Raw genomic sequence first — 13,765 nt, forward strand, 5'->3', positions numbered from 1 at the left:
GGGGGACGGAAGCGGCGATCTCCGCCGCTCCGCGCCGCGGATCGGGGGGTCTGCATGAGTGCCGGCACAGGTGTCGAGAACGGCGGGACCGGCGGAAGCGCACAGCACGGCGGGCACGGCAGGGGCGTGCCGTGGACGGACGTGGTGATGTCCGCGGTCGCCGCGGTGAGTTGGGCGTTGATCGGGATGGCGGGGACGGCCGCGCTCGGCCTGCATCTGCTGGAGGCGGACTCCGCGGGCTCGCTCGGCCCGATGACGGCCGCGGTGGTGGCCCTGGGGGCCGGCGGTTCGGTGACGCCGTCGGGGGATGTGTCCGCCTTCGGACTGACGGGCGCGGAGGCGAACACGGCCATCGAGATCACGCCACTGGGCGTGAGCCTGGTCGGAGCCCTGCTGCTGTCATGGTTTTTTCTACGATCCCTGCGCACAGCCGGAGTCGTGGTCTCCCCGGCCGAACTCCTCGCGCGCGCGGGCTCGGTGGTCGCGCTGTTCGTGGCGATGCTGGGCGGGCTGGCCTGGGCGGGGCACGACGTCGTCACGCTCGACGGCGGCTCGCTGGGGCTGGACGACCTGCCCGGCGTGGGCGGGGGCGGCGGGGGCGGGGGCGGCGGCCTGGACATCCCCGGGATCGGGGACATCGGGGGGCTGCTGCCGGACCGGCTCGGCGACCTGGTCGACGCGAAGGCGGCGGTCGGGTTCACCGTCGACACGGCGCCCACCCTGCTCGGCGGCCTCGGCTGGTCGATCGGCATCCTGCTGATCGCCCTGCTGGCCTCGCGCCGTACGCCGCTTCCGCCCGGGTGGGAGGCGGTGCACCGGGTGGTACGGCCCGCCGTGTCCGCCGTCGTCACCGTGCTGCTGGTGGCCGTGGCGGCCGGGTTCGCGGCGGCGGGGTACGCGGCGATCGGCGACGACCACCCCCGGCGGATCGCGGGAGCGGCGCTGCTGGGCGCGCCGAACGGGGTGTGGCTGGGCATCCCGATCGGCCTGTTCGTGCCCTGGGACGGCCGGGCCACCGGCGTGCTCACAAAGGTGCTGCCCGACCCCCTGGACGACCTGCTCGGCGCCGGGACCGGGCAGTCGGTGACGCTGGGACGACTGGCCGAACTGGACGGACGGGTATGGCTGTTGGGGGTGGCCGCGGCGGTGATGATGCTGCTGGCGGGGGTGCTGGCGGCGGTACGGACTCCGGTGTGGGGTCGCACGGGGCTTGCTCCAGGGGTTCCCGCGGGGCCGCCGCCGGGGCTCCCTGCGGGCGGCGGGCGTGCGGGACGGGCGGGGGCCGAGGCGGAGTGGGCGGCCGGGCGGGGTGCGGCGGCCCGGGGCGGGACCGGGGGCGAGTGGCCTGCGGCGGCCGGCGAACGGGCTGGACCGGGGTGGGCCACGGCGGCTGCCGAACCGGCTCGGCCCGAGTGGGGTGCGGCGGCCGGTGAACCGGCTCGGCCGGAGCGGCGGGCCTCCGGCGGTGGCACGGACGCTGGACGGGGTGCGGGGGCCGTGGGCTTACGAGGGCACGGCGTCGGCGGTTTCGTGGGGCGCTGTGCGGTGCGGCTCGGGGTCGCGACCGCGTTGGCGCTGCCGCTGCTGGCCTGGCTGACGGACCTGTCCGTGAACGCCTCCCTGTCCGTGCTCGGCTTCGACGCGTTCGGCGCCGGGATCGAGCTGCACGGGCGCCTCGGCATGGCCCTGCTCCTCGGCGCCGCCTGGGGCGCGGGCGCGGGGGCCGCCGGTGCGCTGCTGGCGTGCGCGACCGGGGCGGCGGGGCGGCGGGCTGCGCCGCTGGCACGGGGTGACGCGGGGGCCGGTGCGCAGGGGCGGCCGGGCGCGGGCGAAGAGCGTGCGCCGTACTCCGGTGACCCGTCCGGACCGTACGCGCCGCACTCGCCCTACGCGCCGGGTACGTCGTACCGGCCGCCGAATCCGGCGACCAACCCGTATCTGCGGGTGCCGGAGGAGCTGCGGGAGCCGGAGGACGCGCGGCCGGGGGACCCGGGAGGGGGGCGGGGCGACCGGTCGGAGCCGTCGAGGGCGTACGAGGGTTCCCGGCGGGGCGAGCGGGGAGAGCCGGGTGAGCGGGGTGAGCCCCCGGCGGGCAGTGGGCGGCCGCCGGAGGGGCCGTCGCGGCCGGGCGGGCGGAGCGGGCCGGACGACGGGCCGGACGACGTGTACGGCGCTCCGACCGTGGTCCGCCCGATCGGGCCGCCGCCGAGGGGGCCGCGACGACCGGCCGGACCGCGTCCCGGCGGCCCGCGTCCGGAGGAGGGGCCTCCCCCGCCGCCTCCGCCCCCTCCCCCGGCGCCGCCTCGGGGGCCGAGGGGACCGAAAGGAACGCGCTGAAGTCGATGAGGCCGCCGTTGAGGTGTATGTCACCCATGCGCCATCCACTGTTCCATGTCCGCTAGGCGGACCTCGGGGGCAAAAGGCACTGCGTGCCGGATACGGTGGGTACACCATGAGTGCTTCGCAGACCCCGTCGGCCCCGTCGACCTCGCCTTCCGATGTCCCCACGCTCCTCGTCAAGATCTTCGGCAAGGACAGGCCGGGCATCACGGCCGGTCTCTTCGACACCCTCGCCGCCTACTCCGTCGACGTGGTCGACATCGAGCAGGTCGTCACCCGCGGCCGGATGGTGCTGTGCGCGCTCGTGACCGCGCCGCCGCGCTCGCTGGAGGGCGACCTGCGCTCGACCGTCCACAGCTGGGCGGAGTCGGTGAAGATGCAGGCGGAGATCATCTCCGGCCTCGGCGACAACCGGCCGCGCGGTCTCGGCCGCTCCCTGGTCACCGTGCTCGGGCACCCGCTCACCGCGGAGGCCACGGCCGCGATCGCCGCGCGGATCACCAAGGCCGGCGGCAACATCGACCGTATCTTCCGGCTCGCCAAGTACCCCGTCACGGCCGTCGAGTTCGCCGTCTCCGGCGTGGAGACCGGGCCGCTGCGCACCGCGCTGGTCACGGACGCGGCCGAGGTCGGCGTGGACGTCGCCGTCGTGGACGCGGGTCTGTCCCGGCGGGCCCAGCGGCTCGTGGTCATGGACGTCGACTCCACCCTCATCCAGGACGAGGTGATCGAGCTCTTCGCCGCGCACGCCGGCTGCGAGGACAAGGTCGCCGAGGTGACGGCGGCCGCGATGCGCGGGGATCTCGACTTCGAGCAGTCGCTGCACGCACGCGTGGCGCTGCTGAAGGGGCTCGACGCCTCGGTCGTGGACAAGGTGCGCACCGAGGTGCGGCTGACGCCGGGCGCCCGCACGCTGATCCGGACGCTGAAGCGGCTCGGCTACCAGGTGGGGGTCGTCTCCGGCGGCTTCACCCAGGTCACCGACGATCTGAAGGAGCGGCTGGGGCTGGACTTCGCCCAGGCCAACACGCTGGAGATCGTCGACGGCAAGCTGACCGGCCGGGTCACCGGCGAGATCGTGGACCGCGCGGGCAAGGCGCGGCTGCTGCGCCGGTTCGCCGCCGAGGCGGGCGTACCGCTGTCGCAGACCGTGGCGATCGGCGACGGCGCCAACGATCTGGACATGCTGAACGCGGCCGGTCTCGGGGTCGCCTTCAACGCCAAGCCGGTGGTGCGGGAGGCCGCGCACACCGCGGTGAACGTGCCGTTCCTGGACACCGTCCTGTATCTGCTGGGCATCACCCGTGAAGAGGTCGAGGCCGCGGACACGCACGACGAGGAGTAGGGCGAGCAGCAGTCCTCACACTCGCAGAAGGGCCCGGCACCGTATCGGTACCGGGCCCTCGTGTATGCCGGAGGGTGGGGGTTACTCGGTGGGCGCCCAGTAGTCGGTCAGGGTGGCCACGCCCGGTTCGAGGGACTTCCAGGAGCCGTCGAAGGTGACGACGGCGAAGGCGGCGGTCGGGAAGCCGTGGCGGGTCATCCGCTCGCCGGCGTCCGGCTCGACCTCGCCGGACAGGACGTCGGCGAGGCCCTGGACGCCCGGGTTGTGACCGATCAGAAGCACGGTGCCCACGTCGTCCGGGGTCTCTTCGAGCAGGGCGATCAGCTCGCCCGGGGAGGCTTCGTAGATCCGGTCCTCGTAGACGGTTTTCGGCCGCTGCGGGAACTCGTGGACGGCGAGCTTCCAGGTCTCCCGGGTCCGGGCCGCGGTGGAGCAGAGGGCCAGGTCGAAGGGGATGCCGGTGTCGGCCAGCTTGCGTCCGGCGACGGCGGCGTCCTTGCGGCCCCGCTCAGCGAGCGGCCGCTCGTGGTCGGTCACCTGTGGCCAGTCGGCCTTCGCATGCCGGAAGAGAACGATCCTGCGGGGTTCTGCGACGCTCATACTTCCCAGCTTCGCATGAAACAGGCCATGGGGCGCAGGGAGTTGACATGCGGATTCACGGGCCTGGCGGGGGGCGTGGAGCACGCCCGGGGCGTGATCGGCACGGCTAGCGCGTGATCAGTTGCTGCACGCGCTCGACGAGGTGGGTGATCGCCGGGTCGCCGGCGGCCGCCTGGGCGTCGACCGGGTTGAGTATCAGCACGAGCAGGGTGACGAAGGCGAGCGTCGGGAGGGCGAGTGCCCACCAGGGCAACCGGATGTCGACGCCGCCCGGGGCAGCAGCCGGGTGGGGCCGGGGGTGCGTACGGGCCGACATGGGTGCCTCCGCTGGTCTTCGAGGGTCCGTGGTCCGCGTCGCGCGGCCACACCTCGAAGTTACGGAATCGACGGCCCTCAACCCATCCGGCGATCCACCCACTTGACCCTGACCCTCACCCCCTAGGGGACAGGGGGCTAACCCCACCATGGGCGGTCCGTCACGGGGAGGCGATGGTCGCGATGACGGCGATGATCACGAAGATGGCGAGGAACGAGCCGAAGACGAGCAGCATCTTCTTCTGGCCGTTCTGCGGATTCGGGTCGAGCACTGGCATACGGCAAGTCTCGCACCCGTCGCCCCCGCCGGCTCCTCCGGGGTTCGGTCAGGGGTTCGGTCGGCGGGCCGCCTCGTCCTCCACCGTGCGGTCGCGGCCCGCCAGGACGCCCACGACCATCTGCGGGACCATCAGCGCGGCCATGAGCGCGAGGGGCGGCCCCCAGCCGCCGCTGTGCTGGTAGAGCACGCCGACCAGGAGCGGACCCGGGATCGAGATCAGATAGCCGGTGCTCTGCGCGAAGGCCGACAGCTGGGCCACGCCCGCGCCGGTCCTGGCCCGCATCCCGACCATCGTGAGCGCCAGCGGGAAGGAGCAGTTGGCGATGCCGAGCAGCACGGCCCAGGCCCAGGCGCCGCCGGCGGGCGCGAGGTACAGGCCGGCGTATCCGGCGAGACCGCAGACGCCGAGGGCGATCGCGATCGGGCCCTGGTGCGGGAGCCGGGTGGCGACGCGCGGGATGACGAAGGCCAGGGGCACGCCCATCGCCATCGTGACGGCCAGCAGCAGCCCGGCCGAGCCGGCGGACACGCCCGCGTCCCGGAAGATCTGCGCCATCCAGCCCATGGTGATGTAGGCGGCGGTGGCCTGGAGTCCGAAGAACACGGCGAGCGCCCAGGCGGTGCGGCTGCGGGTGATGCGCAGCGCGGGCCGCTCCTCACGCGCGCGTGTCCGCGTGCCGCCCCGCGGGTCCTTCCTGCCGTTCTTCCTGCCGTCCTTCCGGTCCTTCCTGCCGTCCTGCCCGTCCTTCCTGCCGCCCCGCCGCTCGTCCGGTCCGCCCTGCTGCCCGGCGGGCCCCGCGCCCCGGTCGCGCACGAACGGGATCCACGGCAGTACGGCCGCCGCCGCCAGGCCCGCCCACACCGCGAGCCCCGACCGCCAACTGCCGCCCAGGGCCTCGGTCATGGGCACGGTGACCGCGGCGGCGGTCGAGGTGCCCAGGGCGAGGGCCATCGAGTACAGGCCGGTCATGGAGCCGACCCGGTCGGGGAACCAGCGCTTGACGATGACCGGCATCAGGACGTTGCTGACGGCGATCCCCATGAGGGCGAGGGCGCTGGCGGCGAGGAATCCGGCCGTGCCTCCGGCGTACGGACGTATGAGCAGGCCGGCCGCGATGGCGGCCATGCCGGCGCACACCACCGCGCCCGCTCCGAAGCGACGCGCGAGCCGTGGGGCCATGACGCCGAAGACGGCGAAGCAGAGCGGGGGCACGGAGGTGAGGAGACCGGCGAAGGCGCCGCTCATGCCGAGGCCGGCGCGGACCTCTTCGAGGAGGGCGCCGAGGCTGGTGATGGCGGGGCGGAGGTTGACGGCGGACAGCACGATGCCGACGACGACCAGCCGGGTCCGCCACGCGCGCGTGGCCGTTCGTGGGGGCTCGCTCGTCGCTGAGATGCGCGGGGGCGGGGACGTCGGCGTCCGTGTCTGCTCGCTTGCCATGCCGCCCATCATAGAATCATGGGATGATTGGTTGTCCATCCCCGGGTGCCTGTTCCCCGCCCCGCCCGTGCGAAGGTGTGCCATGCCCCTGAGCCATCCCCGTCGCTCGGCGCTGTCCGAGCAGGTCATCGCCGCGCTGCGCACCCAGATCACCTCGGGCGAGTGGCCGGTCGGCTCGCGCATCCCCACGGAGCCCGAGCTGGTCGAGCAGCTGGGCGTCGCCCGCAACACCGTCCGCGAGGCCGTCCGCGCGCTGGCGCACAACGGTCTGCTGGACATCCGGCAGGGCTCGGGCACCTATGTCGTGGCGACCAGCGAGCTGGCGGGCGTGATGCACCGGCGCTTCGCGGACGCCGACCCCAGGCACATCGCCGAGCTGCGCGCCACGCTGGAGTCGAGCGCGGCGCGGCTGGCCGCCGAGCGGCGCACCGAGAAGGACCTCAAGCAGCTGGACGCGCTTCTGCGGCGGCGCGAGGAGGCCTGGGCGTCGGGCGACGCGGAGGCCTTCGTGACGGCGGACGCGACCTTCCATCTGGCGGTGGTGGCCGCCTCCCACAACGACGTCATGACCGCGATGTACGCGGACCTGGGCGAGGTGCTGCGGGACTGGCTGCGCGAGGACGTCGGCGAGGACCTGACGCCGGAGACGTACATGGACCACGCGCGGCTGGTGGACGCGATCCGCGCGGGCGCCGCGGAGACGGCCGCGACGGAGGCGGCCGGCTATCCCCTGCTGTGCCGGCCCGGGCGGTTCACAGCTTCTGGTGGGTGACCCAGGCCGAGCGGACCTCCTTCCAGCACCGGCCGGTGAGCCGTACGGTCATGGCGGGTCCGGCGTCGACGGGGGCGCCGTCGGTGTCGAGGTCCCACCAGCGCTCGCACTCGATGTGCAGGGCGACCCGGTCGGTGTCGGCGTAGGGGTTGTGGCAGTAGGCGACGACCTGGGAGCCGCGGACGCTGGTCCGGCACTCCGAGCCGAAGGGCTCCGGGCGGTCCGCCACGCGCGCGTGGGGCTGCGTCTCGTACGGCAGCGCTTCGTGGGGCAGTGCTTCGTACGGCAGGCAGAGGACGAGGGCGGCTGCGGTCACGGTCACTGGGGCGAGGAAACGGAACAGGCGCACAAGGGAACCTCCTCGGCAGAGCTGGGGAGGGCAGCGCGTGGGTGAACGCGTACTTCATAGTGGCTGGTCAGGGCCGTCACCCGCCTGGCCAGGTAGCCCGAACGAGTGACGGGTGGGGGCCCGCGTCCGAGAAGACGCGGGCCCCCACCCGTCAGCGATGCCCCAGCGGCGGCGTCACGCGCCGATGGCGTGCAGACCGCCGTCCACGTGGATGATCTCGCCGGTGGTCTTCGGGAACCAGTCGCTCAGCAGGGCGACTACGCCCTTGCCGGCCGGCTCGGGGTCCTTGAGGTCCCACTCCAGCGGGGCGCGCGTGTCCCAGACGGAGGCCAGCTCGCCGAAGCCCGGGATGGACTTGGCGGCCATGGAGCCGATGGGTCCGGCGGAGATGAGGTTGCAGCGGATGTTCTGCTTGCCCAGGTCACGCGCCATGTAGCGGCTGGTGGCCTCCAGGGCGGCCTTGGCGGGGCCCATCCAGTCGTACTGCGGCCAGGCGTACTGGGCGTCGAAGGTGAGGCCGACGACCGAGCCGCCGTTCTGCATCAGCGGCAGACAGGCCATGGTCAGCGACTTCAGCGAGTACGCGGAGACGTGCATGGCCGTGGCGACCGACTCGAACGGCGTGTTGAGGAAGTTGCCGCCGAGGGCGTCCTGCGGGGCGAAGCCGATGGAGTGCACGACGCCGTCGAGGCCGCCGAGCTCCTCGCCGACGATGTCGGCCAGCCGGCCGAGGTGCTCCTCGTTCGTGACGTCGAGCTCGATGACCTTGGTGGGCTTCGGCAGCTTCCTGGCGATGCGCTCGGTCAGGGTGGGCCGCGGGAACGCGGTCAGGATGATCTCCGCGCCCTGCTCCTGGGCCAGCTTGGCGGTGTGGAAGGCGATGGAGGACTCCATCAGCACACCGGTGATCAGGACGCGCTTGCCCTCGAGAATTCCGCTCATGGTGATCAGTGACCCATTCCCAGTCCGCCGTCAACGGGGATGACGGCTCCAGTGATGTACGAGGCGTCGTCCGAGGCGAGGAACCGCACCGTCGCGGCGATCTCCTCCGGCTGCGCGTACCGGCCGAGCGGGACCTGCGCGACGATGCCCGCGCGCTGCTCGTCGGTGAGCACCTTGGTCATGTCGGTGTCGACGAAGCCGGGGGCGACGACGTTGAAGGTGATGTTGCGCGAGCCCAGCTCACGGGCGAGGGAGCGGGCGAAGCCGACCAGGGCGGCCTTGGAGGCGGCGTAGTTCGCCTGCCCCGCCGAGCCGAGAAGCCCGACGACCGACGAGATCAGGACGACGCGGCCCTTCTTGGCGCGCAGCATGGCGCGGTTGGCGCGCTTGACGACACGGAAGGTGCCGGTGAGGTTGGTGTCGATGACCGAGGTGAAGTCCTCCTCGGACATCCGCATCAGAAGCTGGTCCTTGGTGACGCCGGCGTTGGCGATCAGGACCTCGACGGGGCCGTGCTCGGCCTCGATCTCCTTGTAGGCCTGCTCCACCTGTTCGGGGTCGGTGATGTCGCACTTGACCGCGAGGAAGCCCGTCGGCGGCTCGCCCGAGCGGTACGTGATGGCGACCTTGTCGCCGGCGTCGGCGAACGCGCGGGCGATGGCGAGGCCGATGCCCCGGTTTCCTCCGGTGACGAGAACCGAGCGGCTCAACGGATCACCCTTTCGATAGCGGTCTTGACACGCCCGCCCGGAACCTGGACGGCAGGCGGCTTCCCTCGAAACCTATCGGTCGGCTTCGGCTTACGGACATTCGGGCACCGACAGTGGCTCGCGGGGCTGGCTGTGGGGTCCCTACAGAAAGTTTGCGGACGCGGGGCGGAAAGGTGTGGTCCGGGGACCGCCCGGCGCGACATGATCGAAGCCCCGCTCAGCAACCGGGCCACTCCGACAGAAAGAGACGTAGGTGCCTCATACCATCGACGAAACCTTCGTGGCACTACCCCTACGCGCCCTCGCCGACGCCGCTCTCGCACGCGCGCGTGCCCTGGGGGCGCAGCACGCGGACTTCCGGTTCGAGCGGGTGCGCAGTGCGGCCTGGCGGCTGCGGGACGCCAAGCCCGCCGGGTCCTCGGACACGACCGACCTCGGATACGCGGTGCGGGTGGTGCACGGCGGTACGTGGGGCTTCGCCTCCGGCGTGGACCTGACGATGGACGCGGCCGCCAGGGTCGCCTCGCAGGCCGTGGCCATGGCGAAGCTGTCCGCGCAGGTCATCAAGGCGGCCGGGTCGGACGAGAGGGTCGAGCTGGCCGACGAACCCGTGCACGCCGAGAAGACGTGGGTGTCCTCGTACGAGATCGATCCGTTCGCGGTGCCCGACGAGGAGAAGGCGGCGCTCCTCGCGGACTGGAGCGCGCGGCTGCTGGCGGCGAGCGGGATCAACCACGTGGACGCCTCGCTGCTCACCGTGCACGAGAACAAGTTCTACGCGGACACGGCCGGGACGGTCACCACCCAGCAGCGGGTGCGGCTGCACCCGACGCTGAACGCGGTGTCGGTCGACGAGTCCAGCGGTGAGTTCGACTCGATGCGGACGATCGCGCCGCCCGTCGGCCGCGGCTGGGAGTACCTCACGGGCACCGGCTGGGACTGGGACGACGAGCTGGCCCGGATCCCGGAGCTGCTCGCGGAGAAGATGCGGGCGCCGAGCGTCGACCCGGGACTGTACGACCTGGTGGTCGACCCGTCGAACCTGTGGCTGACGATCCACGAGTCCATCGGGCACGCCACCGAGCTGGACCGGGCGCTCGGCTACGAGGCCGCCTATGCCGGCACCTCCTTCGCCACCTTCGACCAGCTCGGCAAGCTGCGCTACGGCTCGGACCTGATGAACGTCACCGGCGACCGCACCGCCGAGCACGGTCTGGCGACGGTCGGCTACGACGACGAGGGCGTCGCGGGCCAGTCCTGGGACCTGGTGAAGGACGGCACGCTCGTCGGCTACCAGCTGGACCGGCGGATCGCGAAGCTGACCGGGTTCGAGCGGTCCAACGGATGCGCGTTCGCCGACTCCCCCGGCCATGTCCCCGTGCAGCGCATGGCCAACGTGTCGCTGCGGCCGGATCCGGCCGGGATGTCGACCGAGGATCTCATCGGGAGCGTGGACCGGGGCATCTACGTGGTCGGCGACCGGTCCTGGTCCATCGACATGCAGCGTTACAACTTCCAGTTCACCGGCCAGCGGTTCTTCAGGATCGAGAACGGGCGGATCACCGGGCAGCTGCGGGACGTGGCCTACCAGGCGACGACCACCGACTTCTGGGGCTCGATGGCCGCGGTGGGCGGCCCGCAGACGTATGTCCTCGGAGGTGCCTTCAACTGCGGCAAGGCCCAGCCGGGGCAGGTCGCGGCGGTGTCGCACGGCTGTCCGTCGGCCCTGTTCAAGGGCGTCAACATTCTGAACACCACGCAGGAGGCCGGTCGATGAGCGCGCGCACCAACAAGGCGTACCAGCCGCACGAGGTCGTCGAGCGCGCCCTGGAGCTGTCGCGGGCCGACGGCTGTGTCGTGATCGCCGACGAGCAGTCCACCGCGAACCTGCGCTGGGCGGGCAACGCGCTGACCACCAACGGCGTGACGCGCGGTCGTACGCTCACCGTGATCGCGACGGTCGACGGCAAGGAGGGCACCGCCTCCGGGGTCGTCTCGCGGTCGGCCGTGACCGCCGACGAACTGGAGCCGCTGGTGCGGGCCGCCGAGGCCGCCGCGCGCGGCGCCGGGCCCTCCGAGGACGCTCAGCCGCTGGTCACGGAGGTGACGAAGTTCCCCGGGGCTCCCGAGTTCACCGAGCCTCCGGTGGAGACGTCGTCCGCCGTGTTCGCCGACTTCGCGCCGGCGCTGGGCGAGGCGTTCGCCCGCGCGCGGGCGGGCGGGCGCGAGCTGTACGGCTTCGCCAACCACGAGCTGGTGTCGACGTATCTGGGCACCTCGACGGGGCTGCGGCTGCGGCACGACCAGCCGAACGGGACGCTGGAACTCAACGCCAAGTCGCCGGACCGGACGCGCTCGGCGTGGGCGGGGCGCTCCACCCGGGACTTCAAGGACGTGGACCCGGCGGCGCTCGACGCCGAGCTGGCCGTACGCCTCGGCTGGGCGCAGCGGCGGATCGAGCTGCCCGCCGGGCGGTACGAGACGCTGCTGCCGCCGACCGCGGTGGCCGACCTGATGATCTACCAGCTGTGGTCGGCGTCGGGCCGGGACGCCTCGGAGGGCCGGACGGTGTTCTCCAAGCCGGGCGGGGGCACCCGGCTCGGCGAGAAGCTGACCGAGCTGCCGCTGACCCTGCGCAGCGATCCCAACGAGCCGGGCCTGGAGTCGGCGCCGTTCGTCATCGCGCACTCCTCCGGCGGCGACCAGTCGGTGTTCGACAACGGGCTGCCCACCGGCGCCACCGAGTGGATCGGCGACGGCGAGCTGAGGCATCTCACCACCAGCCGGCACAGCGCGGCCCTGACCGGGCTGCCGGTCGCCCCGGCGGTCGACAACCTGATCCTGGACGGCGGCGCGGACCGCTCGCTGGCGGAGATGGTCGCGGACACCACGCGCGGACTGCTGCTGACCTGCCTGTGGTACATCCGCGAGGTCGACCCGGCGACCCTGCTGCTGACCGGCCTGACCCGGGACGGCGTGTATCTCGTCGAGGACGGCGAGGTCGTCGGCGAGGTGAACAACTTCCGGTTCAACGAGTCGCCGGTCGGGCTGCTGGGCCGGGCGACGGAGGCGGGGCGCACGGAGAAGACGCTGCCCCGGGAGTGGAGCGACTGGTTCACCAGGGCGGCGATGCCCGCGCTGCGGGTGCCGGACTTCAACATGAGCTCGGTCAGTCAGGGCGTGTGACCGAAGGCATGTGACCGAAGGCGTACGACGTGAAGGGGGCGGCCTCCCGGCGGAGGTCGCCCCCTTCGCGTCAGGGCCTGGCTTCTCAGGTGTGCTGCTTGCGCTTGCCCAGCGTCGCCATGTACAGCATGTCGCCGAGGGCGACGATGATGATCGCGGCGATCAGCTGGAAGGCGTGGCGGGTCCAGTCGATGCCGGAGGTGGCCTCGACTCCGGCGGCGCGGGCGAGGGCGTTGCCGGCGATCGCGCCCAGCATGCCGAAGATGGTGGTCAGCCAGAGGGGGCTGTGCTGCTTGCCCGGAATGATCGCCTTGGCGATCAGACCCAGTACGAACCCCACGATGATCGCCCACAACCAGCCCATGGCTGCCTCCTCTTTCAGCTCGACGTGAGCAGTGCCCTCAGTCTCGGTCCGCCCTCTGTACGGCGCATGTCGGGTGCGGCCGTACGCGCTACGGCGCAGGACGTCTCCCCAGGCCCGAGGCGACCCGGTCTCGAAGGCGACGGAGGCGCGGCGTACCGTGGAGGGTGTCCCGGCCCGGTTCCCCGAAGGGGTGGGGACCGGCGACGGGCCGGGGCGAGTCCGATGCGGGCGGATGGTGGAATGTGATGCGGAAGCATGGTGGCGGCGGCAACGTCCAGGTGTTCCGGATCACCGGCGCCCGCCAGGGACTCCAGGACGATGTGCGGGGCCGGCAGCGGCGGTACATCATCTCGATGTCGATCCGTACGGTGTCGGTGATCCTCGCCGCGGTGCTGTGGAACGTGGAACAGCACGTCGCCTTCGTGGCGCTGGTCATCGGCGCGCTCCTCCCCTATGTCGCGGTGGTGTTCGCCAACGCGGGGCGGGAGAACGCACCGGGGCTTCCCTCGACCTTCGTGACCGCACCCGTGAGGCCCATGATCGAACCGGTGATCGTGGAGGACCGGGCGGCGGAATCCGTCCCGAAAGCGGAGCCCTTCGAGCGCTCCGTCCACGAGGACACGGCGTCCGAACAGGCTGAGCGTCGGCCATGAGTCGGCTGTGCGCCAAGCTCAAGAAAAGCTCAGATCAATCATGTTGTTCCAGTGCCGTGCGACGGGCTCGCCGTGACATACTTCGTACGCGCTCCGCATCCCCCGTCGGAGCGACGGACCGACGCCGGGCAGCTCCCCCCGTGGCTGCTCGGCGTCGCCTTTGTGTGCGCGGGGCGAGACAAGCCTGTGAGCCGAACCTGTGATTCCCCTGAGCCCTGTGAGTGACGAGACCCCGATCTGTTCCGCCAAGGGCTGCCGTGTCGACGCGGTGTGGGTGCTGGCGTGGAACAACCCGAAGATCCATACGCCGGAGCGGCGCAAGACGTGGCTCGCGTGCGAGGAGCACCGGGAGCACCTGTCCCAGTTCCTGGGCGTACGAGGGTTCTTGAAGGACGTCGTGCCGTTGACGGAGTGGGAGGAGCCGGGGGCTTCGCTGCCGGCCGATCGCTGACGTCCGCTACCCGCCGA

General features: G+C 72.3%; 15 protein-coding genes. 7 read left to right on the top strand and 8 right to left on the bottom strand.

Features of this window, described 5'->3' with window-relative positions; translation table 11 throughout:
* Positions 1-147 precede the first annotated feature (147 nt).
* Together OG562_RS08375 and serB are read left to right on the top strand one after the other, a co-directional pair.
* Positions 148-2,337, top strand: a complete 2,190-nt coding sequence (locus OG562_RS08375) for a streptophobe family protein (protein ID WP_266409109.1) — start codon at positions 148-150, stop codon at positions 2,335-2,337.
* A gap of 115 nt (positions 2,338-2,452) precedes the next feature.
* Positions 2,453-3,685, top strand: a complete 1,233-nt coding sequence (serB, locus tag OG562_RS08380; protein ID WP_266395498.1) for a phosphoserine phosphatase SerB — start codon at positions 2,453-2,455, stop codon at positions 3,683-3,685.
* Between the two features lie 81 nt (positions 3,686-3,766).
* Here serB and OG562_RS08385 read toward each other — a convergent pair whose 3' ends face one another.
* The 4 genes from OG562_RS08385 to OG562_RS08400 all read right to left on the bottom strand — a co-directional run bounded on the left by OG562_RS08385 (position 3,767) and on the right by OG562_RS08400 (position 6,333).
* Positions 3,767-4,285, bottom strand: a complete 519-nt coding sequence (locus OG562_RS08385; RefSeq protein WP_266395500.1) for a histidine phosphatase family protein — start codon at positions 4,283-4,285, stop codon at positions 3,767-3,769.
* Between the two features lie 106 nt (positions 4,286-4,391).
* Positions 4,392-4,601, bottom strand: coding sequence for a hypothetical protein (locus OG562_RS08390; protein WP_266395503.1), 210 nt, complete (start codon positions 4,599-4,601; stop codon positions 4,392-4,394).
* Positions 4,602-4,761: 160 nt separating this feature from the next.
* Complete coding sequence (locus tag OG562_RS08395; RefSeq protein WP_097262240.1) at positions 4,762-4,878, bottom strand: SGM_5486 family transporter-associated protein; 117 nt, start codon at positions 4,876-4,878, stop codon at positions 4,762-4,764.
* A gap of 48 nt (positions 4,879-4,926) precedes the next feature.
* Positions 4,927-6,333, bottom strand: coding sequence for an MFS transporter (locus OG562_RS08400; RefSeq protein ID WP_266395512.1), 1,407 nt, complete (start codon positions 6,331-6,333; stop codon positions 4,927-4,929).
* A gap of 70 nt (positions 6,334-6,403) precedes the next feature.
* On the opposite strand from OG562_RS08400, the gene OG562_RS08405 reads away from it, so the two are divergent.
* Entirely contained in the window at positions 6,404-7,093 is a 690-nt protein-coding gene (locus OG562_RS08405; RefSeq protein ID WP_266395514.1) for a FadR/GntR family transcriptional regulator, read from the top strand.
* On the opposite strand, the gene OG562_RS08410 is transcribed toward OG562_RS08405, so the two are convergent.
* The 3 genes from OG562_RS08410 to fabG all read right to left on the bottom strand — a co-directional run bounded on the left by OG562_RS08410 (position 7,074) and on the right by fabG (position 9,094).
* Positions 7,074-7,442, bottom strand: coding sequence for a hypothetical protein (locus OG562_RS08410; protein WP_266395517.1), 369 nt, complete (start codon positions 7,440-7,442; stop codon positions 7,074-7,076). The genes OG562_RS08405 and OG562_RS08410 overlap by 20 nt on opposite strands.
* 174 nt (positions 7,443-7,616) lie before the next feature.
* Positions 7,617-8,384: an enoyl-ACP reductase FabI gene (gene fabI / locus OG562_RS08415; protein WP_266395519.1), complete on the bottom strand. Its 768-nt coding sequence runs from the start codon at positions 8,382-8,384 to the stop codon at positions 7,617-7,619.
* Positions 8,385-8,389: 5 nt separating this feature from the next.
* Positions 8,390-9,094 (bottom strand): 3-oxoacyl-[acyl-carrier-protein] reductase, encoded by a 705-nt coding sequence (gene fabG / locus OG562_RS08420; protein ID WP_266395522.1) that lies wholly within the window; start codon positions 9,092-9,094, stop codon positions 8,390-8,392.
* A 253-nt stretch (positions 9,095-9,347) separates the two neighbouring features.
* On the opposite strand from fabG, the gene OG562_RS08425 reads away from it, so the two are divergent.
* Together OG562_RS08425 and OG562_RS08430 are read left to right on the top strand one after the other, a co-directional pair.
* Positions 9,348-10,871 (top strand): TldD/PmbA family protein, encoded by a 1,524-nt coding sequence (locus tag OG562_RS08425; RefSeq protein ID WP_266395525.1) that lies wholly within the window; start codon positions 9,348-9,350, stop codon positions 10,869-10,871.
* Positions 10,868-12,280: a metallopeptidase TldD-related protein gene (locus tag OG562_RS08430; RefSeq protein WP_266395527.1), complete on the top strand. Its 1,413-nt coding sequence runs from the start codon at positions 10,868-10,870 to the stop codon at positions 12,278-12,280. Before OG562_RS08425 ends, OG562_RS08430 begins: the two co-directional genes overlap by 4 nt.
* Before the next feature lie 85 nt (positions 12,281-12,365).
* On the opposite strand, the gene OG562_RS08435 is transcribed toward OG562_RS08430, so the two are convergent.
* Complete coding sequence (locus OG562_RS08435) at positions 12,366-12,644, bottom strand: GlsB/YeaQ/YmgE family stress response membrane protein (RefSeq protein WP_266395529.1); 279 nt, start codon at positions 12,642-12,644, stop codon at positions 12,366-12,368.
* 245 nt (positions 12,645-12,889) lie between these two features.
* Here OG562_RS08435 and OG562_RS08440 point away from each other — a divergent pair, with 245 nt between their 5' ends.
* Together OG562_RS08440 and OG562_RS08445 are read left to right on the top strand one after the other, a co-directional pair.
* Positions 12,890-13,297 (top strand): DUF3099 domain-containing protein, encoded by a 408-nt coding sequence (locus OG562_RS08440; protein ID WP_266395532.1) that lies wholly within the window; start codon positions 12,890-12,892, stop codon positions 13,295-13,297.
* Positions 13,298-13,514: 217 nt separating this feature from the next.
* Positions 13,515-13,748 carry a hypothetical protein gene (locus OG562_RS08445; RefSeq protein WP_266395534.1) on the top strand — a complete coding sequence of 78 codons (234 nt, stop codon included), beginning with the start codon at positions 13,515-13,517 and terminating at the stop codon, positions 13,746-13,748.
* The last annotated feature ends 17 nt before the right edge of the window (positions 13,749-13,765 follow it).

It is taken from the genome of Streptomyces sp. NBC_01275 (genome assembly GCF_026340655.1).
Taxonomy (GTDB): Bacteria; Actinomycetota; Actinomycetes; order Streptomycetales; family Streptomycetaceae; genus Streptomyces.

What these genes read in the sequence shown, in the direction of transcription:
- OG562_RS08400 (WP_266395512.1), bottom strand. Translation starts at nt 6,333, where the DNA reads ATGATGGGCGGCATGGCAAGCGAGCAGACACGGACGCCGACGTCCCCG.
- OG562_RS08430 (WP_266395527.1), top strand. Translation starts at nt 10,868, where the DNA reads ATGAGCGCGCGCACCAACAAGGCGTACCAGCCGCACGAGGTCGTCGAG.
- serB (WP_266395498.1), top strand. Translation starts at nt 2,453, where the DNA reads ATGAGTGCTTCGCAGACCCCGTCGGCCCCGTCGACCTCGCCTTCCGAT.
- OG562_RS08385 (WP_266395500.1), bottom strand. Translation starts at nt 4,285, where the DNA reads ATGAGCGTCGCAGAACCCCGCAGGATCGTTCTCTTCCGGCATGCGAAG.
- OG562_RS08440 (WP_266395532.1), top strand. Translation starts at nt 12,890, where the DNA reads ATGCGGAAGCATGGTGGCGGCGGCAACGTCCAGGTGTTCCGGATCACC.
- OG562_RS08375 (WP_266409109.1), top strand. Translation starts at nt 148, where the DNA reads ATGTCCGCGGTCGCCGCGGTGAGTTGGGCGTTGATCGGGATGGCGGGG.
- OG562_RS08435 (WP_266395529.1), bottom strand. Translation starts at nt 12,644, where the DNA reads ATGGGCTGGTTGTGGGCGATCATCGTGGGGTTCGTACTGGGTCTGATC.
- fabI (WP_266395519.1), bottom strand. Translation starts at nt 8,384, where the DNA reads ATGAGCGGAATTCTCGAGGGCAAGCGCGTCCTGATCACCGGTGTGCTG.
- OG562_RS08405 (WP_266395514.1), top strand. Translation starts at nt 6,404, where the DNA reads ATGCCCCTGAGCCATCCCCGTCGCTCGGCGCTGTCCGAGCAGGTCATC.
- OG562_RS08390 (WP_266395503.1), bottom strand. Translation starts at nt 4,601, where the DNA reads ATGTCGGCCCGTACGCACCCCCGGCCCCACCCGGCTGCTGCCCCGGGC.
- OG562_RS08395 (WP_097262240.1), bottom strand. Translation starts at nt 4,878, where the DNA reads ATGCCAGTGCTCGACCCGAATCCGCAGAACGGCCAGAAGAAGATGCTG.